At 55.8% G+C, this 22,214-nt stretch carries 9 protein-coding genes; 3 read left to right on the plus strand and 6 right to left on the minus strand.

What is annotated here, in order from left to right; all coding sequences use genetic code 11:
• Positions 1-17: 17 nt before the first annotated feature.
• Together Fuma_RS22255 and Fuma_RS22260 are read left to right on the plus strand one after the other, a co-directional pair.
• Positions 18-3,425, plus strand: coding sequence for an ATP-binding protein (locus Fuma_RS22255; RefSeq protein WP_077026060.1), 3,408 nt, complete (start codon positions 18-20; stop codon positions 3,423-3,425).
• 174 nt (positions 3,426-3,599) lie between these two features.
• Positions 3,600-4,766: a Wadjet anti-phage system protein JetD domain-containing protein gene (locus Fuma_RS22260; protein WP_077026061.1), complete on the plus strand. Its 1,167-nt coding sequence runs from the start codon at positions 3,600-3,602 to the stop codon at positions 4,764-4,766.
• An 88-nt stretch (positions 4,767-4,854) separates the two neighbouring features.
• On the opposite strand, the gene Fuma_RS22265 is transcribed toward Fuma_RS22260, so the two are convergent.
• Positions 4,855-5,997 carry a L,D-transpeptidase family protein gene (locus Fuma_RS22265; RefSeq protein ID WP_077026062.1) on the minus strand — a complete coding sequence of 381 codons (1,143 nt, stop codon included), beginning with the start codon at positions 5,995-5,997 and terminating at the stop codon, positions 4,855-4,857.
• Positions 5,998-6,254: 257 nt separating this feature from the next.
• Between Fuma_RS22265 and Fuma_RS22270 the strand changes: the two genes are divergently transcribed.
• A complete protein-coding gene (locus Fuma_RS22270; RefSeq protein ID WP_077026063.1) occupies positions 6,255-6,722 on the plus strand; it encodes a hypothetical protein in 468 nt (155 codons plus the stop codon).
• 54 nt (positions 6,723-6,776) lie between these two features.
• Here the strand turns inward: Fuma_RS22270 and Fuma_RS22275 are convergent, their stop codons facing one another.
• The 5 genes from Fuma_RS22275 to Fuma_RS22295 all read right to left on the minus strand — a co-directional run bounded on the left by Fuma_RS22275 (position 6,777) and on the right by Fuma_RS22295 (position 21,479).
• Positions 6,777-7,916, minus strand: coding sequence for a glycosyltransferase family 4 protein (locus Fuma_RS22275; RefSeq protein ID WP_077026064.1), 1,140 nt, complete (start codon positions 7,914-7,916; stop codon positions 6,777-6,779).
• A gap of 2 nt (positions 7,917-7,918) precedes the next feature.
• The gene (locus Fuma_RS22280; RefSeq protein WP_077026065.1) at positions 7,919-8,827 is read right to left on the minus strand and encodes an alpha/beta hydrolase; all 909 of its coding nucleotides are present in this window, start codon (positions 8,825-8,827) and stop codon (positions 7,919-7,921) included.
• A 65-nt stretch (positions 8,828-8,892) separates the two neighbouring features.
• Complete coding sequence (locus tag Fuma_RS22285; protein ID WP_077026066.1) at positions 8,893-9,966, minus strand: YheT family hydrolase; 1,074 nt, start codon at positions 9,964-9,966, stop codon at positions 8,893-8,895.
• 162 nt (positions 9,967-10,128) lie between these two features.
• A complete protein-coding gene (locus tag Fuma_RS22290; protein WP_077028484.1) occupies positions 10,129-11,202 on the minus strand; it encodes a tRNA dihydrouridine synthase in 1,074 nt (357 codons plus the stop codon).
• Between the two features lie 134 nt (positions 11,203-11,336).
• Positions 11,337-21,479 carry a PKD domain-containing protein gene (locus tag Fuma_RS22295; protein ID WP_077026067.1) on the minus strand — a complete coding sequence of 3,381 codons (10,143 nt, stop codon included), beginning with the start codon at positions 21,477-21,479 and terminating at the stop codon, positions 11,337-11,339.
• Between the last annotated feature and the right edge of the window lie 735 nt (positions 21,480-22,214).

Raw genomic sequence — 22,214 nt, forward strand, 5'->3', positions numbered from 1 at the left:
CTGAAAACTGATTCACCATGTCTCAACTTCTCGAACCCACAACCCAAACCAAACCCGGCTTTCGCCTGCAACGGTTGGAAGTCTACAACTGGGGTACATTCGACAGCACCAGTGATGGCAATCGTGGTGAGGTCTACTGCATCGAACCCAACGGCGATACCACGCTGCTGATCGGTCGCAACGGGTCCGGTAAGTCGACACTGGTGGATGCCGTTTTGACGCTGCTGGTTCGCCCTGCTGTGCGAAACTACAACGTGGCGGCCGGGGCGAAGAAGCGTGAACGCGACGAACGCACGTATATCCGAGGTGCTTATGATCGCCGCAGTGGCGATCAGGACTCGGGTGCTCAGGTGCAGTATCTGCGTCCAGGAAACGCAAACTACTCGGTGCTGTTGGCGTGTTTTCACAACGCCACGTCGGGCAAGACGTTCACGATTGCGCAAGTGCTGTACATCACTGCGGACGGCAAAGCTGATCGAGTCTACTGCTTCGATGTCGCTCAAAGATCCATCGCGAAAGACTGCCCCGGGCTGAATAAGGGCGACCTGCTGCAGCAGTTGAAAAAGCGAGGATTCAAGGCGACCAGGACGTTTACCGAATACCACGAGTGGTTTCGCAAGGCGACGGGTGTCCAGAAAAAAGCGATGGACATGTTGAACCAGACCGTCGCCGTTAAAGACATCCAGCGTCTGAACGAATTTATCCGCGACCACATGTTGGAGGCTCGGTCCTGGGGCAAGACGGTCGATAGCTTGCTGACTCACTTTCGGCAGTTGAGCGAAGCTCATGCCGCGTTGGTGAAAGTGCGCGATCAGCGGAACCTACTGCAGCCGATCGAAACATCGGGCCTCAAGTGGCGCAGTCAAACCGATCGTTTGGAAGCAGCCGAAGCTCTTCTGGCGGCGACCGAAGCCTTCTTTCGACAGAGGGCCGTTGAACTGTTTGAGCCGGAATGCGAAGCTCGGGAAACGGAACTGCAGCGCATCCGCATTCGCAAGGACGAATTGGCGTCCAGGATCGCCGACGTGCAGGTTGTCATTCGAAGGCTGGAAAACGAGATCGACAACGCTGGCGGCGACCGGTTGAAAGAGATTCCTCGACTGATCGAACTGCAGCGCAAGGATGCCGACAACAAGCGACACCATAGCAAACGCTTTCACCAGTCGCTGCATATCGCTGGCATGCAAAACACCGTGGGCGAAGCCGAATCGTTACTGGAAATTCTGGCCGAACTGCCGGAGCGAAAATCCGCCATTGAGCAACAGTTAGTGGGCGTTCGCGAGCAAACGGACCTCGACATTTTTACGGCCGGCGGACTGAAGCGTCGGCTGCACGAAACACAGGAGGAACTCACGGCTCTGGAGAAACGCAAATCAAATCTTCCACAAAGGTTTGTCGAAGTGCGGCACCGACTATGCGACACATTGGGACTGAATGTTCGTGACTTGCCGTTCGTGGCCGAGCTGGTTTCCGTATTGCCTGACGAACAGCGGTGGGAACCGTCCATCGAAATGGTTCTGCACAGTTTTGGTCTCAGCCTGCTGGTGCCGGACAAGCACTATCGAATTGTCGGTGGTTACATGAATGAGCATCGCCTGGAAGATGCTCGCGGTTTTGGCCAGAAAATCGTGTACCTGCGAGTTCGCGAGCGGCAGCAGCAACCGGACGGTTCGGTCGCTGACCCTGATTCGCTGGTCCGCAAGCTCAAGCTGCGTGATGGCCATGCGCTGCTGCCGTGGGTGCGAGCCGAACTGGAAGCCCGATTCGACTATCGCTGCTGCGAAACCGTCGAAGAGTTCCAGGCAGTCCACGGTCCCGCGATCACGCCGGAACGCCACGTTCGCAACCGCGATCATCACATCAAGGACGACCGTGACCGAATCGCCGATCCGGCCAACTTTATTTTGGGCTGGGACAACCGCGAAAAGAAACGTCGGCTCTCAGAAACAATTTCAAAACTGCAAACGGATTTGGCCGTGATCGAAGACCGAATCCGCCAGCAACGATCCGACGAACAGGTGCTGACGACCAGGCTGAACGCGATTGCCGATGCTCTGCAGGTTCGTGAGTTCACCGAAATCGACTTCATGTCGCACGATGCAGCCATCATGCAACTGGAAGAAGAACGTCGACAACTGGAACAGGACAACGACGAAGTTCGGGTGCTGAAACGAACACTGGCCGAGCACACGGCCGCCGAAAAACTTCTGGCGATCGAACGCGATGAAGTCATGACTCAGGAAGGCGCGATCGGAACGCAGCTCGGACAGGCTCAACAGGGTCTGGCCAGCGCGAAACGTAGGCTGGCCGAGTTGTCGGACGCGGGCGAACTGGAAGTCTTTGCCGAATCATTCGATCAATTGGCAGAGATGCTGGGTGATACACTGCTGGAAGTCTTCAACATCGATCAGCGCGAACGGGAATTCCGCAGAATTCGCGAACAGGAACGCGACAAGCTGCGAGAAAAAGCCAAGCCGCTGCAGGAACGTTTGCTGAAGGAAATGAGCCGCTTTCTGTCGAAGTTCCCTGAAGAGAAATCGGATTTGGATCCGTCCACAGATTATTTGGACAGCTTTCTGGGTCTGCTGGAAGCCATCCGCGAAGAAGACCTGCCTCGCCACGAACAGCGATTCAAAGAACGGCTGAACGACAAGGTGACGCGCGAAATCGGGTTACTGAACAGTGACCTGGAACGCGAGTGCTACGCGATTGAAGACAAAATCGACCTGTTAAACGAAGCGCTTGGTCAACTGGAATACAATCCCGGCACGCACATGAAGCTGGAAGCTCGGCGAGTCACCGACCGCGAAATCAACGACTTCCGCACTGAGCTGCATGCATGTCTGGACGACATGTTTGCTGCGTCATTTGAAGCAGATGAAGCCCGCTTCCTGCGAATCCAGAACCTGATTCACCGTTTACGTGACGAAGAGCGGTGGCGCAACAAAGTGATCGACGTCCGTCGCTGGTTCGACTTCGCGGCTCGCGAAATTGACGATGCAACCGGCGAAGAACACAGCTACTACGAAGACAGCACCGGCCAATCCGGGGGAGAAAAAGCCAAGCTGGCGTTCACAATCCTGGTGGCCGCGATTGCATATCAATACGACATCGATCCGACGGACGACAACAGCGATCGCTTTCATTTTGTGGTTGTCGATGAAATGTTCAGCAAGATCGATGACCAGTATTCGGAATACGCATTGGAACTCTTCCGCAAATTCGGCCTGCAGCTATTGATTGTCGCCCCGTTGGACGCGAAAGCTCGAGTGACGGAACGCTACGTCGGTTGCTATCTTTTGGTGGCCAAGGACGAACACAGTCATTCGCAAGTGCATTCAATGACAGCGCGGGAGTTCGAAGATCAGGTGGTTGGGGACGAACCGCCACCGCCGCGCACGTTGAAGAAGGTGAAACCGCGGTAACCGGGCTCGGTCTCTCCCAGTCGAGCACATTCTGCGTAGATGCGCGTTCGACGTTGCAACGCTCTTGATCGCCATTCCGTGCTCTTGGAAGAGCGTCGATGCGGGAAGCCTCAGAATCGAATGTACGCGACTGAGAGAAACAACGGACCATGTTCCGATGAGAGCTGGGCTGACATGATCACACCGGACGAAATCACAGCCAAAGCGCTACGTTTGTATCCGAAGGTGATACAGGCGTGGCTGGATGACCGTGAGCTGTTTCCGCACGTGCTGCGTTCGTCGAAAACGCTCGGCGACGACATCGTGGAAAGCATCTCTGCTGTTCAGGAACTGCGGAACCGAAGCAAGGAACGACTGGGTTACGGCTATTCGGTTGAGTGGGTTCGACGAAAACCAAGATCCTCCGGCAGCAACGAATTTCCCAATCGGATTCTGTTCGAAACGCGCGACGACCTGCTGCGGTTAGTCGCCAAGCAGGACGAATTCTGTGCGTTGCAATCGTCAGTCGCAAAGATTCGCCGACATGTTCCTGAACTGGAAGCGTGGTTACGTTCTCATACGATGCAATTGGCTGGAGTGGCTGGCGCTGTTGACAATCTGATTTCGGTCGTGCAGTGGTTCCGTAAGAATCCGCGGCCCAACCGCTTTGCTCGTGAAATACCGCTGGCTGTTCACGGGAAGTTCATTGAACAGCGTCAGAGAATTCTGCAGCAGTGGTTTGACGTAGAGGGAGTTCTTTCGCCAGATGCCATTCGAGCCGACGAATCCAACTTCTTCCGGCGATACTGGCTGCGCGACTGGGAACCTTTGATCACTTTGCGGTGCCTGGACGAGGCAACTCAGGCACGCTTCGGTCTGCCTTGTTCTGAAGCATCGATTCCGATCGACCATTTTAACAGTGTGCCTCTCGACGGCGTTCGGATATTCGTGGTCGAGAACCTGACGAATCTGCGAACGTTTCCGCAAGCGTCAAATTCGATTGTGATTTTCGGAATGGGCAACGCAGCGGTGCATCTACGAACGCTGGATTGTCTGCAGAGTAACGAAGTCGTCTACTGGGGCGATCTCGACGTCTTTGGCCTTCGGATTCTGTCCCAATTCCGACAACTGGTCGGCGAGGCTCGCAGCCTTTTCATGGACAGTCATACCATGCGTGAGTTCCCCGACTTGGTGCATTCACCGAAGAAGGACTATAAAATTCAGAAACTGCCTGCCTTGCTTCTGCCCGATGAGGAAGAAGCGTTTCACGCATGCAACGAACCCAAACTCCAGCTTGAGCAGGAGTGGATCCCTCACCACGCTGTATTGGCTGCTCTCGCTTCTCTTGGCGATGTGCCGTGAGTTACAGCAGAGGACACTGGACGACCTCATCCGGCAGGGAAGGATAAGTGAGACGCGTGCTTAAATTCCGTCCATAGCCAGAAACCGGTCAGTTTCGGATCACGACAGGCGAACCTTCGCCCAGTAGTTGAAAGACTTCGGCGATGTCCCCGTCGGCAAGGTGGATGCAGCCTCGTGACGCTGCCTTGCCGATGGAATCCGGATCAATCGTTCCGTGGATACCAATGTGGTCGCCGAGCCCCAGCCAGTATTCCCCCAAAGGGTTGGAAGGATCATCTGCAGAGACCGTGCCACCATCCGGATTATACCACTTTGGGTTTTCCAGCTTATCCTGCACGGTGAATTCGCCCACCGGTGTGCCTTTGTCGGCACCAATCCCGATGCGGTAACGACGAACGAACCACCCGTGAGCGTGGACCGTCATTTCGAATTTGTCCAGATCAATCACCGCTCCAAACGGCCCGGTTAACACTTTTAGCTTCTGGCCAGCCTGCAATGACTTTTCGTTGGTTCGGTTCAGGCGAGCCAGATACTGCCACGGCACATTGTATTTGTTGGCGATCCCTTGCAGCGTGTCACCAAATTCGACCATGTATGGTTCAGCAAAATGAGTTGACGGACTGGCGTAGATTTCTGCGGCAGTGCGTTCAATGCGTTGCTGAATGTGCGCACGAACTTCCGGCTGCTTCCAATAGATGCGGGACAGAGCAGCGTGAGCTTCCAGCGTTTCACCAGTTTCGATCCACCGATCGACTTCTTTCAGTTGCTCAGCGACTTCCGGTGAAAGTACCGTCGGCATGGCTGCGATGTTGGCGACAGGTGGTTCCGACAACTCAAACGATGCTGGTTGAATACCGGTCGCCGCGGACTGTGACTCACCGCTTGATTCCGCGAATGCTGGTATGACGCCATCCATTGGTTCTGTCTGCTCAGCCAGCGCGGCGATGAGCGGATCCTGATCCAGCGGTGGCAGATGCGGTTCGTTTTCGTTGATGGTCAAATCGAGGCCCGAATCGGTATCTGTCGCCGGCGTCGCCTCCAGCATCGCGATGAAGTCGGCTTCGTTGAGTCCGTTGTCGGTTCCCACCGAATCAAGGCTGCCGGTCGGTACGGACCCGAGTTCTGGAATCAGGTCGAAATGCCAAATTGAGAATGAGGCGGCTGCGAGCCCCAACAGGGCGAGCTTGCGTTTGTTGGGCGATTTCGTTTTCTTGTGCGCGAAGGGGTCCATACCCATTACTCCCGTTTCATCCGTGACGGCGATCTTAGCTTGCTGGTTGTTTTGGGGTCATGATTCCATGGCCGTTGCCGGATTCTGACAGAGAATCGAAATCCAGGCTACGCGAATCGTGCGGGGACACCGCCGATCCTGTTTGATCGTCTTTATTTTGGCGTATACTGTTTCCTGAAAGAGACTTACGAACACAGCGAAGTTCACTCCGATGGCGTTCACCACAGATCGTTCGGCAGGACTATCGAGGGAAGAAAATGGCAAATCGAGACATTCCGGTGTCGGACCCCGTACGACAATCGGTGGCAAAGAAAATTCTGGACGGGATCGAAAAACTGGCTGAGGAGGCTCAGGCAGCCACGAAGCCGCTGGAAGTCGATCCCTACCGTGCACGGCTGTTCGAATTCTTCGTAACCGCCGACGGCGCGGGACTGGTTGGCGACGAACGATCCTCATCGCTGGGCGATTCAGAAGCACGACCAGACGACGAAACGGATCTGTCGGCCGATGGTCTGTGCCGTTCGATCGCGCGACGCTGGGGGCTGGACATGGCGGCTCGCGATTCTGCCGCTCAACAAACGAAGCTTGCCAGCGATCAACTGGAACGCATGCGAGTGCTGTGGTCCGTCATGCGAATGTGGATGGAATGGAACTACGCCTGGTGCCGCTGGCAGGAATTCCACGCCGGGCCGCCCCGGCAGGCGGATGGCATGGTGGGCGGATGACGTTTGGGGGGCTGAAGCGCCGGCGTTGCTCCCGTTGGTCGCTGGGGCTGATTGCTAAACAGCGGGCTGCTTGCGGGCAAGCCAGAATCTGGCGAGGTTCGCGGCTGCGGTTTCAACGTTGAAGTTGTCGACGATCCTTTGCCGGGCGGAGGCTGCTCGCGATTTCGCCAGTGAGCGATTTGTGAGCTGCTGCAAAATAGCGTCCGCTATCGCTTTCACGTTGTTGGGTTCGACAAGTAGTGCGTGCCGGTTGTGTTGCAGCATTTCAGGTGTACCGCCGACATTGGTCACGATGATCGGTAGCTGACACGCTGCCGCCTCTAAGAGCGTGCGGCCGAAGGGTTCCTGATGGGCTGCATGGACCAGCACGTCGGCCGCGTTCATCAAAGCGGCGATGTCACCGCGGTAGCCCAGGGTAAGCAGATGGTCCGCTTTGCCGCCAGTTTCGAATTCTTCGCGGATCGCTGCTTCGTAGGCGACGCTTTCGGCTTTGCTGGAGTGTCTTTCCCCCGCGATGGCCAAAAAGATGTCGTCTCGATGGGCCAGCAGTTGGCGAACCGCTTTGGCGATGTTGAGCTGTCCTTTGCGGAGACAGATTTGTCCGACCGTCAACAGAACATGTGCGTCGGGCGGGACATTAGGGAATAGCTGGCTTCGTTCTGTACTGCTTTTGTGCGACCTGAAGGCATTCACATCAACACCATTGTAGATGACGCAGCCACGGTCTTTGTTCAGGCCTTGAGCAACATGGAAATCCAACGTCGCCTGTGAAACAGCGATCAAAGCGTCGTTGGAATTTAAGTCGGCAACGACTGTTTTATTCAGTTTGATGATGTCTCGCAGATGGCCGGTGCGGCGGCAGGCAGCAGGTTCAGACGCATTCAACTGGCCGCTAAGGCGACTCATCGACAGGCTGTTGCTGTGCAAAACGTCCGGCTGCAGTTCAGCAACAACATTCGTCAGCCTGCGTTGGAGTTCCTGCGCTGGCAGCTTGCTATCGTTCTGATCGCGAGTCGAAAACGGAATAAGCGGAATCGCAAGTTGCGCCAACCGCTGAGAAAGCGGGCCGACGGGCGGAGCGATCGCCGTGAAGGTGAACTGATCGTCCTGTCGAAGCCGGGACAGCACTGACAGCATCGAATGTTCGCCACCGTTCAGGGTCGGGTATTCGAACAGAACCGCGATATGCGGCATGACTATTCCGCCGCAGACTGGTTCTGTTTGACCAATGGCTCCGAACCGGCAGGTGACTTGACGTCAGCCAGCGTCGGTTCGCCTTTCAACCAGCCGAGTTTGGTAAGAAACCGATCTGCAGCTCGCACAGTTTTCACATACGGTACGTTGTCATACTTGCCGTGATTGAAGAAGCCATGCGGCATGCCGGGAAAGACGAGCGTGTCACATCGGACTCCGGCTTTTGTCATCTTCGCCTGAAAGGACTCCAGTGTCTCAACGGGAATCAGCTTGTCAGCTGAGCCCAGAAAGACGATCGCAGGTGGGGTGCTTTTAGTGATGTTGTGAGCGGGCGAAAAATCCTGATAGCGATCGCCCACTCTTGCTGTCCCCCAGCCACCCGGGCCATTGTCAAATACGGGGTTGAATAACAGCATGGCGTTGGCCATTGTCGGGACGGATGTATCTTCACCGGGTTCGTCGTGAAGGTTGATGGTTCCCAGCGTCGCAGCGAGATGCCCACCAGCAGAGCCACCTGCCGACGCAATCCGATTGGGGTCGATGCCGAATTCAGCCGCTTTTCCACGCACCCATCTCATCGCAGACCGTGCATCGCGGATGCAAACCGTCGGCGGATCTTTCTTCTTTTTGTCCAACAGGCGGTATTGAGCCTGAAAGCACACGAGGCCTCGGGAGGCGAAGTATTCGGCGTGGTTAGTGAACTGTCCGGGAGCTCCGCCGACCCAGCCGCCGCCGTGGAAAAACAAGATGGCGGGACGTTTGTCGTCCTCCTTCCAATCGCCAGGCTTGGTCACGTAGATGGCGAGATCATTGCCGTCGACCGTTTTGTAGATGTGTTTGTCCCCGGTCGGCGGGGCAGCGGTGGCCGTTGATATGGCGGCAACAGCGAGAACGATCAGGAGCGCGCGCATGGCTGGTTTCGTGGGGTGAGAGCGTGGAATGTGGCAAAACCGCGGCGCTGTGTGCCCGGTACCGTCTAATTTAGCAGCCAGTCAACAACTCGCCAGTCCATCCAGCGGTTATCGGACTCGATTCCTTTGCGACTGATGAACCCCAGGTGCCCGCCGTGTTTGGTCATGCACATGGTGATATTGGTCGGCAACGTCAGCGACAGCCACGGCTCGGAACTGACAAGAGGGTCATCTTCAGCCACCAGAATCGACGTGTGGACTCGGATGTCGCTCACGAAGTCACGAGCCGACGCTTCGGCGTAGTAGTGTTCGGCCGAACGGTAGCCGGACGCGGGAGCTGTATAGAATTCGTCGAACTCCACGATTCGTCGCGGAGCGCGGTTGGTCATCGCCAACGGAAGGTCTTCGCGCCAAAGCGGTGTGTTGACGATGTTGCTGACCAGTTGCCGAGCAAAATACCAGTCGTAGCGTTGGCCCATCCGAGTGGAACTCAGCTTTTCCACACAGTGCTGCAAATCCACCGGCGGACAAACGGCGACGGCTCGGAACAGACTTAACGGTAACGATTGGGGATCTTCGCCAAGGTACCTCAACAGCAAATTGCCGCTAAGAGAAAAGCCGGCGACCGACACTGGAGACCCGGGACACAGTCGCTCCAGCATGCGGATTGCGGCTTCGACGTCACGAATGCGTCCTGCGTGGTACGGATTTTGAGCGAGCATTGTCGCCGCCCCGCAGCCTCGATGATCCATCCGAAACACGCGGACGTTTCGGTCCATCAGCTTCGCTGCTGTCCGCACCATGTAGCCGCTTTGATGGCAACCAGCCATCCCGTGCATCAACAGCGCGACGTGATCGCCTCGCTTCCATGTCGCTGGCTGATCATCGTGCAGTACCGCAAAATCGCCATCAGCAAAACGAAGTCGTCGTTGAACCGTGTTTGCAACTCTGGGCCGGGCCGGTCGTAAGGTGCCGTAAATCGTTTGAGCGTGCGCGTTGCGAAGTCCGATCGCCGGCTCAAATTTGGGCGTCCCGGACGGTGCTTCCAGCAGCGACACAACAGGCGCGGAATCTGCCAACGCGAGTTTCTCGCGTTCCGCAGCGGATTGAACCGAATGATTGCCGTGCTTTTCGGGCATGCCAGGATGGTGTCGTGAGAGTAGTCGGGCAGGGCAGGCGCAACAATGGGTGGACATTCTGTCGGGAATCAACCGTCTGTCCACCCCGAAACGACAACGACTGTGTACTAAACGGATTTCCGCAGACTCACTAGGCTCCACATTTGCCTGGCTTACCAGATTTTAGGGGAGCTCAGGCATCGCAGCTTGCGTGGCGGGTTGGTGGGCAGATGCGCGTTCACCCTCAGGCAATGGAGGAATTCCCGGTGCGTCGTCCGCGTACCAATCGACTAACACCTGTGACCACATTTCGGCATTTCTGGATTGAATGAATGCATCACGCACGCGTTCACGTTGCGGGTGCCATTCGGCGTAGCGCATGCCAAACTTTCGCAGCAGCTTCGCAGCTCGCTGAACGGAATACACCGATTCTGCCAGCTGAAAATGCTCAGCCAAAACTTCTCGCTGTTCAAAAACGGACGGCGGAGGAGGCAACGGCTGCCCGGCCAGAAGCGCGCGGGCCTGTGAAAAGATCCACGGATTCCCGATGGCGCCGCGAGCAGCGGTGACTCCGGAAACTCCCGTCTCCCGAATCATCCGCACGCAATCTTCCGCAGTGAACAGGTCGCCGCTGCCGAGGATGGTTCGGTTTGGGAATTCGTCGCAGAGTTCCTTCAGGAAATTCCAGTTGCTGGGGCCGATGTATCTTTGCTGAACGGTTCGCCCGTGGACTGTGGCTGCCGCGATGCCTTCTGCAAAGCCGTGTTCCAGAATTTCATAGAATTGGGCGCGGCTTTGCGCTGAGTCGTCGATACCTCGCCGCATCTTCACGGTCACGGGCACGTCATCAGGCACGGCATCGCGAACGCGGCGAATGATCTCAATGGCAATTTCCGGCTGGCTTAAATGGAAGCCACCGCGGCACCGGCCAAGAACCTTCTTTACCGGGCAGCCGAAGTTGATGTCGATGACATCGAAACCTGCTTCCACCAACCGCTTAGCGGCCGATGGAAACTGGTCCGGATCGGCTCCCATTAGCTGGCCTCCGACCGGGTGATCGTCATCGGTAACCATCAGGAAGTGCTTTGTGCGTTCGCGATTCTTCAGCGAATTCACAAAGTTGTCGATCATGACCTCCGCAATTGTGTAGGGAGCTCCCATGCGTTTCGCCACTGCGCGCATGGGCCAGTCGCTGTATCCGCTGAGTGCCGCCTGAACGACGGGAAGATCAAGCTTGAGTGGGCCAATGCTGAGCATCGCCACACGATAGCGAGTGATTGGCGGGAATTCAGGCTTCAACACAAAATGATGTGCGAAGTATCAACGCAGAAAGCCCGGCTTTCGTAAAAAGCCGGGCTTCTGGTTCGTTGAAATTCCTTAACGCTGAGGCGTTATTCCTCTTCGCGTTTTGGCTTTCGCTGACGATGTCCGGTCGTTGCCAGGGCAATGCCCAGCACAGCCGCTCCCTGAGCCTGATTGGCTTGCTGAGGGCTGGACGCAACAACGACGGCCGATTCTCCATCGACGAGCTGTTCTGCAACTTCGGCGAAGATGTCTTCGGAAATCGCTTCGTCAGATTCGCCCATCCACCAGTCGGCGGTGGCCAATTCTTCCATCACGGAGTCTACGTCGCCAGTCGCTTCCGCTTCCTCCGTCAACGTCTGCTCGGCACTCACTTGCTCTGTTTGGTCGACCGTTAATGTCGCCACGACGGCGGCAGGATGCACTGTGATGATGCGAAGATCGTCGCGGTACAGTTCGTCTGCCTGAATCGAGGCGAACAGCACCTCAGGTTCTGGCACATCTTCAAGTTCGCGTGGGATTGCCATGTCCGACGAAGCGACACGGAAGTCCAGTGGCTGCGCCCATGGGCCTGGATTGCCATCGGCATTCAAGCCGCGAATCCACCAGCGGTAGGTTCCCGACGCCAGATTGGTGGTTGCGGTGAATATTGGGTTCCCGGAAAACGGGTCCAGCTCCAATGGCACGACTTGATTGAGAACAGTTGGCTGGCCAGTCAGCAGCATGTTCTTGACCAGAATTTCGTACTGAGTGACGTTTGGTAGTGCGGTCCATTCGAACGTCGGTGTGTTGTCAGTTGAGAAATTCGTTGGGGCAAGCAGTTGCGGTGCGTTGCCAACCGTCGCGTCAAGAATGAAGTTATTCGGATTACTCCACTGCGAGGCGTTCCCGACATCGTCGAAGGCGCGAACCCATGCTCGGAACGTGCCGTTTTCAAGCGGCAAGTCCGGTGTGAAAGAATTGGTCGTAAGGTTCGGTTCGTAGATAACACGTGATGCACCGGTATCGACGTTGTTGACCCATAGTTCGAAGCGAACGTATTCGGGAACAGTCGTCCATGAGAACGTCGGCAAGTTCGTGTCGCTGATCGTAACGATCGGCGCGTTCGGGTTAGGGTCGCCCGGACCGGTCATGGACGGAGTCGGAACGAAGAACTGAGAAGGCTGTGACCATGCACCGGCCTGACCATCTTCGTTGAACGCTCGCACCCACCAGCGATAGCTGGCATTTCGCAGGACGGCGACCGGATCGGTATACGTAATTTCAGTCGCACCAGCCACATGTTCCACATTGGTGTTGTGAATCTGACGCACCTGACCGGTGGTGATGTTGTTAACCCAGATTTCGTAGTGCGTGGCTCCGTCCTGAGCCTGCCAGACGAATTCCGGTGTGCGGTCCGTCACCGTTTCGCCGCCGATGGGGAAAATCAGAGTCGGGCCAGCATTCAGATTTTTGGTAAAGTTGTACTGAGGACTCCACAGGCCTGGTTCACCGTCATCGTCGAGGGCGCGCACCCAGACTCGGAAGTCGCCATCGCCGATAGCATTCGGTGGCGTGTAGGACGTCCCCTGGATGCCGCGAACATTTGCGACCACAAGCGGCGACGTGACTACGTTGCCGTTGGCGTCCGTACCATTAAGTTGGCTGATCCAGATTTCGTACTGATTGGCACCGATGTCTGTCCACGTGAAGGTCGGTGTGCTGTCGATGGTCGCTCCGCCGTTCGCAATCGGTCCAGTGATGGCCGGACGGACAATCTGGAATTGATTAGCGGTACTCCAGTCGCCTGCATTGCCGTTGGATTCGATGGCTCGCACCCAAACTCGGTAGTAGCCTTCGCCCAACGATGTCTGTGATTCGTACATCGCATTGCTGGTGCCGGCGATCAAAGCACCGCTGGCATCAACGAAGCTATCATTGATTGGAATAGCGATGGTCGTACGGCGATCGGCTGGATCCTGCTGCGACACCCAAACCTGATAGCGTTCTGCGTTTGGAATCGCCGTAAAGATGAATTCCGGAGTGGTATCGAATTGAATGGACTGATGAGCCGGTTCCAGCACTGACAGCTGAACGACCTGGAACGTGTGCGGATCGCTGGCGGCGGTACCACTGGCATTAGACGCCGTCACAACCGCTGTGTACGTACCGGGCGGCAGAGACGTGGTCGGGGTATACGAATTTTCGGTGACTCCCGTCTGGGTGAACACGACTTGTCCGTCCGCATCGGTAACTGTCACCGTGAACGCACCAGTACCGGCTGACCATGCAATCGTCGGCGTAGAATCGCTGGTTCCACCTGTGAACGGTGCCGTGATGACTGGTTTCGATGGAACGTTGACGTTGATGACAACCGTCTCAAGGTCTTGCTGATTCGTATCGTCTGTGACTCGCAAAGCCACCACGAACTGGCCAATGGCGGGATACGATGTCGTGGCTGTGACCCCGGTTGCCTGCGGATCGAAGGTGCCGTCGTAGTTGAAGTCCCACTCGTACATCGTGATTTTTGAACTGCCGGGAACCAGCGTATGAGTCGACAGTGCGGCGCTGAGGTTCACCGTTTCGTTCACACCAGCCGGGTTAGGAGTGGCCGTGATGATCGCGACTGGTTGGCTCACGAAGAATTCGGTGGCTCCGATATCGATGCTGAATGCACCGTCATTGTTGCCTTCAACCTGACGTGGCCGTTTGACCTGATCGAATTCGTTGATCAGGCTTCCGACAGCGACGCCGGTTTCGTCGGCGTAAAGAGTATTGCTGCCCGCATCAATGACATACGCGCCAGCGTTCAACGCGTGGTGCCATGTGCCGTTCGGACCGTTGGACGAAAGTGGTGCCAGTCCGGCTTCAGTGACGCCAGCTGTGGCTTCGGCCACAATGTCCGAGTTTTGCAGCAGGGCATCGGCAGGGGTGCCGTCAAGGTCTCCGATAAAGTTGAAGCCCATCGAATTGACGGTGCCTTGCAGGTCGGGCGATGAAGACGCCGTATTCTTTTCCATGATGGTGTTGCCGATTTCGAACGTGGCAGTGCCTTCCTGATACAAACCGCCACCTTCCGCACCGGCGGAGTTGAAGGCGATCGTCGAGTTCAGAGCATACAGCGAACCGACCGTTTGAATCGGGCGAATCGTAGGGTTGACTGCACTATCCTGACGTTCGTTAAACAGTCCGCCCCCACGTGAGACGGCCATGTTGGACGAAAGCGTTGAGTTGACAAGTTCGACCTTGCCGTGATTGAACACGCCACCGCCGCGAGATCCCGCTTCGTTGCGAGAAATTGAGCTGCGCGAGGCATTGACGGTGCCGAGGTTGTAGATGCCGCCGCCCTGGTTGTACGCTTCGTTGTCGATGATATTGACGTCAACGATGTTCAACATGCCTCCGGTGCTGGAGACGACGCCGTCTGGTGTCGCTGTGCCTTCAATAAAGAAGCCACCGCCGTCATAAGCCTCACCGCCGCGGACTGTGAGATTTTCCAGTGTCAGATTAACGCCCGGATAGATGTGGAACACGCGGTCGATCTGTGATGCATCAATGACTGTCTCCGTGGCATCAGCACCGGTACCTCGGATCGTCAGGTTTTCGAGAACGTCAAGGTCTCCCTTGAATCCTTCGTCTTCAGAACGGCCGGCAATATCCAGAAGGTATGTGCCTGGGGCCAGATGAATGATGTCGGCACCAGGGTTTGCATTCGCTTCGTTGATGGCGGCTCGCAAAGTCCGGTTGCCGTTTGCGTCTGCAATCTGGCCGTCGCCCGGAATGTTGTCGCGGGCGTCGTAGGTGGCACTCACCAGGTTATCCAACGTCCACGATTCCGAATCGTTACCACCCGCCACAAGAGCCACACCGTCTGTGTCGATGATGGCGGACGTGTCAATTTTCACGCTGAAGACGTAGTCACCCGCAATGTTTGTCAGCGGAGCGAGGTTGGTGATCTCATAGTGTTCCAGATCGATCGGATTGAAGATCGCTCCCGCCAGAGCCACGACATTGCCGTCTCGGGTAAGCTCAAAATCGCTCAGATCAACGCCTGTCACATCTTCACTGAATTGAACGGTGATGGTGTTGACGGCGACATTGATCGGTTGACCCGCATTCGGCTGGACGTCCGTAATGTCGCTTACCGTCGGTGCTTCATCAGGAATAGAGACAGCCGCAGTTTGGCCAGCGTTGCCACCTGTGACGAATGTCGAAAACGACCCCGTCGCGGATCCGGAACCCGTTGCCGCACCGGCAAGAACGGGAGTTGTTCCAATCGGGGCATCGAGGCTCAGCGTATAGCCACGGGTAGTACCGTAGACAAAGTTTGTGCCGCCGGTGCCACCACCGGAAACACCGAGGTTGGATTCTTCAGCACTCAGGATTTCGATAATGTATTCTGTATTGGGCTTCGCTGTGACCTGGATAAATCCGGTTCCGCCATTGGTCACACTTGTGTACTGAGGAATACCGCTTTGCTGAATCAACGGAACTTCTTCCGTGTCAGTCAGCGGTTGAACCTCATAAATCATAAACCTCAGCGAATCGCCATCGGGGTCAATGGGGTTGCCAGTACCGTCGTCGGTGCCCACGTTGATATTAATCAGGTTGGCCGCAGGATTCGCAAATGTGGCGTGCGTCTTAAAGCGGTAGTAGTCGCGGTCGCCCTTGTGATCGATATTCAACACACCAGGCTGCAGCGAATTGTTCGTGAAGGCATTCACAGAGATGCTGTTGCCGCCCAGAACTCCCAGTTGCGAGGCTCCTTGGAAACTGTCGTTTTCTTCCATCCCGTCCGGTTGAATCGGATCTTCGTTGTCGTCGACGTTGAAGATATCACCGCGACTGAGTGAATACGGCGTCAGGCCGGTAAAGGTGGTTGTATTACGGCCCGTGTCCCACTGAAACGAGTACCTTGGGTCAACACTCAGGATGCTGTTGTTGCTGTTAAATTCGAAAGTGTCGTCAGTGTTGACCAGCTCTACTGTGTCTTCAAAAGTTGAAAACCCTTGCACTGTGCTGGTCTGATTGAAGTTGTTGAAGTCATAGTCCGACTCCACTCGCCAGGTCGATGTCCCGTGCCCCTCGAAGCTGAATTCAAGCGAACCGAAAGCAGTGTTTGGATCAAGATTAACCTGGTAGACCGATGACGGTACTTCGCCAATGCTGTTGAACCAGCCCAAAGTGCGGGTTGCATTCCGTGAACGCGTTACATTGCTGAAATATCCATTCGGGGACAAAACCGGGCCATGGGCATGGTCCTGTGGCGGCGAGGATGACGGACCGCGACGGCGTGATTTGAAATAGTTCTCATCATTGTCGATAAATGCAAAGCCGTTGGTCACGTCCAGCGAATTTCCTGAGTTTCCGCGAAAAACCATGTCCAGCCGGGCCAGCGGGTCACGGTATCCCTGTCTCCAGTTGGCTCCCCGTAGATGGGGAACGTCAGCCGTGTAATTGAACCAGCCTTGAGACTGGGGCGGAATGATGCTGACAAACGAGTCCAAAAAGACGCTCGCTCCAAAGTTACCGTTGAAGGTATTGTTGACAACTTCCGCATCAATGCCCGACAGGCCAAGCTCCACTTCAGTGTTGGCCGCGTTGTAGAATGGATCGCCCAACCCAAGAGCGTACCCCAACGTGTCCGCTGTGCCCACGCGAACCACCAGGCCACCTAATGTTCCGGTGACCTGACGGAAGTCGTGGGTCCAGTCCGAACTTCGGACACCAGTTGAGTCATTCACCTGGCCGGATTGCGGTATCGGCACTGTTGATGATGTCTGCTGGTTTCCGTTGTCCAAAATATTGTTGGACTGGACCCGCAATTCGATGTTTGGCGTTTTCGCATTCCATCCAATGACTGGATGGTTGTTCAGCTCGCTGAAAATATCGGTTGTCGTCGACGCAAACAGCGGGTCATTGGGACCAAACTGCACTTGCTCATGAGCCAGCGTGTTCATGACATACACGCCGGACAGGTTGTTCGTCAGAACCTCGTTATTCACCAGCACAATGCGGGAGTCTTCGTTGACGCGGTTTAAGATGTCGATGCCGCGGCCTTCGTTACTCTCAATGCGAGAATCGGATACGTACAGGGAACTCACGTCCGTTGGGTTACTTATGTACTGACCGCCCCCCGCCACTGATGGAACTCGCAACGTGCCGTCGGCCAGATATTCAATTCCGTCACCGTCGTTCGAACTGATCACTGCGTTATTGATGATGATATCTGTGTCACTGACAACCTCGTAACCGTGTTCGACATTACCGCCTTCCAGACTGACGTCGTGGCCAATATCGATGCCATGCCCGCCGTTGTTGCGGAAGTAATTGGACTGCGTTTGAATAACACGGCGACGCCCGAGAGACAATGTGTTATTGGATTGTGAAGTCTGCGCGACACTTCCGAGACTGTGCAAGTACGGTCCAGCGTCCTGCACAATCTTTAGACCATCGCCACCGGTATTAACGCGAGCTGTGCCTGTGATGGCTGGATCCGTGTACCCGTTTCCGTCAAAGACATTTGCGAATTCAGCGGTTGTTGTGCCGTTACCCATGACGGCGGAAACACCCTGGCCCAAAACAGCTCCATTCAGCCAGTTGCCGACGAACTGATTGCCGATCGCTGTCACCGTAATATCGGACCCTCCGACTCGCGTTTCGAACGTCGAATTCTTGTCCTCAACCGCCACAATTCGAAGACCGTCTTCCCGGTTGTGATTCAGCAGGCTGCTAACGAAGTTGATTGTGCCGAATGCGATCCCGTTGCTACGGACACCGGTCAGCGTGTTGCCAATGAACTCCATGTCAGTGAAGTTGGCATTCACTCGCAGCGTGTCACGTTCGTCCAAAGCGTCCACGCTGAAGCCGTCGCCGACGTTCTGTGAGATCCGCGAGTCGGTGGCGTTGAAGACGACTTCGACTTCTTCAAAGCCAAAAATGCCCACACCACCGGCCGCTCCAGCGTTGCCCAGGAAGTTCGTTCCCGTGGGATTGCCCGTAAAGTTGGACGCAGCGTCGTTCGGGTGGAAACCGTTCCCGTTGGCACTGTGGCCGTTGCCGATCACGTCGTTCGTGTGGAAGTCGACTTCAATTCGAGCAGCCGCCTGCACATTAATTCGCAGCCCATATTCGGCGTTATTGTTGATGTCGTTCCGCTGAATCTTGAAGTCTAAGCGGTCGTCAACCGAGTTCTGTGCGTACAGATCGAAGCCGTCACCCAGGTTGTTGGTAACGTCGTTGTCATCCAGCACAACGGCATTCAGTGAGCCGTTTTCGGTTCGTTCGAAGTGGAAACCATCGGCGCCGTTGTTGCCAAAGAAGTTTTTGACAACTTCCAGATCCTGGATCTTAGTGCGTTCCGTCAACAGAAAATTCAGACCGTTGCCGTCGTTACCCTGAGCATCAACACCGATGATATTGTTTTCGATGACAGATTCGGCAAGCAGCGAATTCGCATCGACGTCAAACTCATCACTTTCCAATGCGACATAGATGCCGTCGCCCGCCCAACCCGTGTTGGCGTCGTTGTCATCCACGCTGCTGGTGATCTTATTGCCTTTGATTTCGAACGACCCAGTCGCGAGGTCCAGCACTTCAACCACAATTCCGGCGTGGCCGTTATTGTCGATCACGTTGCCGTCCAGTGGGATCCCGTTGGGGCCGCCGGTCGTGCTGACATCGGATCCGATATTGACGTTAAAACTGATATCCTGTGGTCCAGGAAGTGCAAGAGGATCAGACGGATCCAACGGCAGGGTCGCGCCCACACCATAGCTGTGAGATTCAATGTGAATCCCCTTGGCCGCATTACTGGAGATATTGTTTTGCACAATATCTCCATCAAAACTGGTGCCTGTTTTCAGGTCGATGTTGATTCCCGCCAGATTATTGCTGGTGATGGCGTTTCCAGAAATCAACTGGGGAAGTGTATCGCCGGTGAAGGTGGTTTCTGCGATCGGCGTCCAGTAACCCGTGTTGGAGGTGTAGCCGCCGCTGCCGGTTGTGCCCTGCAGCAAGAACGTATCGGCCGTCAGCACCGTGATTCGATGAGTGCCATTAGCGGCCGTGTTGCCGCCCACATTGGCGACTCGAATCTGATCGCCGGTTTGAAGTCCGTGCCCCACAGATGTGATTACGATGCCACCCGTCAGCGGGTTAGTGGCACCAGTGATCAGATTGCTCGTCCATCGCGCCAGTCCGCCACTCTTGTCGTAAGCCCCCGACGCTCGCACGCCGTCCAGCGAGAACGTATTGGCGCTGAGCACTGTGATTTTGTAATCGCCCGTGATTAATGTACCAGTAGCACCTGACACGCGGATGCGATCACCGGACGACAAGCCGTGCCCCACTGAAGTGAAGATCACGTCACCGGCACCTGCTGGATTCACGATATCCGTGATGCGGCCTTCCGGCTGAGTTCCCTGAACATCAATTTTGACCAGACCGTTCGCCGTTCCGCCCTGGAAATCCGGTACGTACCAGGCTCCACCGGCGTTGTAGTTGACTCCCGAAACAAGCCCGTTGGTACCGTTCAACGTGAATGTATTGTTGCCGGTCCGCGTAATTGTGTGAGTGCCGTTTCCGGGGTGGTTGATGTTCGGATTGGCATTGGTCATCCCCTGAATCACGATCACATCGCCGGTTTGGAGACCGTGATTTGTGGACGTGATCTGGATCGGTGTGCCGTCGAAAGCTTCTTCCACAAATCCGCTGCGGGACACGCTGGGCAGGAAGTTAATTCCGTGGCCGCTATTCTGACCGATCGTGTTGTCGCGCAAAGCTCCGGTGAAGTTACTGTCTTCCAGTTCGAAGCGAATTCCGTCCTGGCCGCTGGATGTGATCGTGTTGCGATCCATGATCCCGGTGATGTCACTAACGTCGTGAGCGCCCACCAGAATCCCATGGCCAGCCACACCAGTAATTACGTTGTCGACGACTTCGGTATTTGTTAGCGGCGAATTGGTCAGGTTCAGGTTAATACCGTGAACATTGGCCGCTGCTCCGGCCCCCCGTGCGAACACGGCCGAATTGAAGATGTCTGCGTCACCGATCAGCACCCCGGCAACGGTCTTGGCGACGGTGCCTGAATTACCCGCGTCGAAGTTGAACACGACGTCCGCACCAATCAGATCGTTACCGAAAATCGGTGCGGCGATCGGTGTGCCGGGCAATACTGCGGGAGCACGGTCAATGTCGATGACGAATTGAAAGACATCGCCCGGCAGAAAGTTTGTGAAATCGACGGTAAGGATCTGGTCGTTGGAACTAAGAGTCGCAGTTGCACCGATTCCCGTGTTCCCGACAACTGTGAACGGCTTGCCGTCAAGGCCTTCGTCAAACACCAACCCGAGATCTGACAGGTCAAGCGTAAACTGCTGCAGCATCTCGCCGTCGATGGCGTTGTTCCGGATCTCAAACGGCTGCACAAAAGTATCGCCGGCCGCGCGGAAGAAGACGTCCGCGCCGGGCTCATTGCCGATCACGTTATTGGCGATGCGCAGTCCGTCGGTCGGAGCGTCAGACAGGTTGACCTGAATCGCATCTTTGTTCAGTGCCTGCACGCCGAGGTTGTCGACGATCTGAAAATCATTCGCGCTGGAAAAGTCGCCCGCTGTCGAGCCGCTGACTGTCAGCATTACGCCTTCCAGATCGGCTGGCGCACTGATTTCGTTTTGAGTGACAATCCCGTGGGTAATGTCAGAACCATTCAGTGCATTAATACTGACAGACGGCGTGATTGAGTCCTCAATCGTGACGGCATGGCTGTCTGTGTTGTTCAGCGTAATGTTGATGCCGGCACCCACATTCGCGATCGTGATGTCTTCCAACGAAATCGTGCGGTTGCCCGTCACGTTCGTCAGATTGACATCGATCCCCGTCCCGCTAAAGGCCGTGACGTTGACGGTCTCGATGGCTAATCGGTTTAGCGTGACACCGGAAAGATCGATTGAGATCCCTTCGGTCGTCGAAGCCAGATCGATCCGTTCGATCACGATTTCATCGTGCGCGCCCAGGTCGGCGTTGGTGATAGACAGGTTGCCCGTGCCGATGTCAACGAAGTTGTCAACGTTCGAATTGTTGATCACCAGCGCCGTCAGCAGCGTGCGGCTTTCCAACTGTTCGCCGCCCGCGCAGTCGCGCCTTCGACTGGTGGATCGACGATTCGCCGCGCCAGCGCCCTGTGCCGCGCCGTAGAAATTCGCGCTGAACAAGTGTCGTTTTGCTGCTGCAAGCCATGTGTTGAGAAGCATGCTCAATACCCAACAAGGTGTTTTAATAGAGATGTGAATCTGCCTTGGAGCCCGCAAAACGGAGCATCCTTCAATGAACGGACGTACCTCGACCGTACAAACAGACATCACGCCATTGATAAGATTCGGTTTATGCAGGGTTTTCTGTTTAGGAAAACCCTGATGCCGACCGCGCATTGGCTGGAAAGGCAAATAGACAGACGCCGGGAAATCGCCTTTCCAACAGTTCAGCCGCAGAATCGCGGCTCTACAACGTCGCAGACGGAGTTTGATTCGATTCGCATTTTTCTGCGACCCCAAACACCGGATTGGTCATCTGCGACACTTAGGTGCCGCAGGAAGCCACGGCAGACAAGGGCAACCAACACCTCCAACGGACACCGCGAGAACTCGAACAGGGGTGACTTTGTGATTTTCTTAGAAAACCTGCGAAATCTACGTCCGCAAAATCGACTGGATGCGATTGGCCCCTTAGTCGGCTTGTTGTCCAACATGGCAAGGATCGCGGGCACCTATTTACATCCGAGGCCGGCTGGTGCGGCATGGAGTCGGGTTTGCTGAAGGTCTGGAGAACAGCACCCAAGGGAAATCAGCATCACGTTCAGTGAGCTCAACTCTGCCGCATCGTATTTTTCCCGGTCGATGCGCCGCTGCCGCCGAAAGACCTCCTGCTATCACGACGCATTTGCCTGCAAAGTGGATCGCAGCGGCCGCTCAAGGTTGGAATTGTCTCTT

The organism is Fuerstiella marisgermanici (assembly GCF_001983935.1).
Classification (GTDB): domain Bacteria; phylum Planctomycetota; class Planctomycetia; order Planctomycetales; family Planctomycetaceae; genus Fuerstiella; species Fuerstiella marisgermanici.

Excerpts from the sequence above, each read along its gene's own strand:
- Fuma_RS22270 (WP_077026063.1), top strand. The coding sequence starts at position 6,255 with ATGGCAAATCGAGACATTCCGGTGTCGGACCCCGTACGACAATCGGTG.
- Fuma_RS22280 (WP_077026065.1), bottom strand. The coding sequence starts at position 8,827 with ATGCGCGCGCTCCTGATCGTTCTCGCTGTTGCCGCCATATCAACGGCC.
- Fuma_RS22265 (WP_077026062.1), bottom strand. The coding sequence starts at position 5,997 with ATGGACCCCTTCGCGCACAAGAAAACGAAATCGCCCAACAAACGCAAG.
- Fuma_RS22290 (WP_077028484.1), bottom strand. The coding sequence starts at position 11,202 with ATGCTCAGCATTGGCCCACTCAAGCTTGATCTTCCCGTCGTTCAGGCG.
- Fuma_RS22275 (WP_077026064.1), bottom strand. The coding sequence starts at position 7,916 with ATGCCGCATATCGCGGTTCTGTTCGAATACCCGACCCTGAACGGTGGC.
- Fuma_RS22260 (WP_077026061.1), top strand. The coding sequence starts at position 3,600 with ATGATCACACCGGACGAAATCACAGCCAAAGCGCTACGTTTGTATCCG.
- Fuma_RS22295 (WP_077026067.1), bottom strand. The coding sequence starts at position 21,479 with ATGCTTCTCAACACATGGCTTGCAGCAGCAAAACGACACTTGTTCAGC.
- Fuma_RS22285 (WP_077026066.1), bottom strand. The coding sequence starts at position 9,966 with ATGCCCGAAAAGCACGGCAATCATTCGGTTCAATCCGCTGCGGAACGC.
- Fuma_RS22255 (WP_077026060.1), top strand. The coding sequence starts at position 18 with ATGTCTCAACTTCTCGAACCCACAACCCAAACCAAACCCGGCTTTCGC.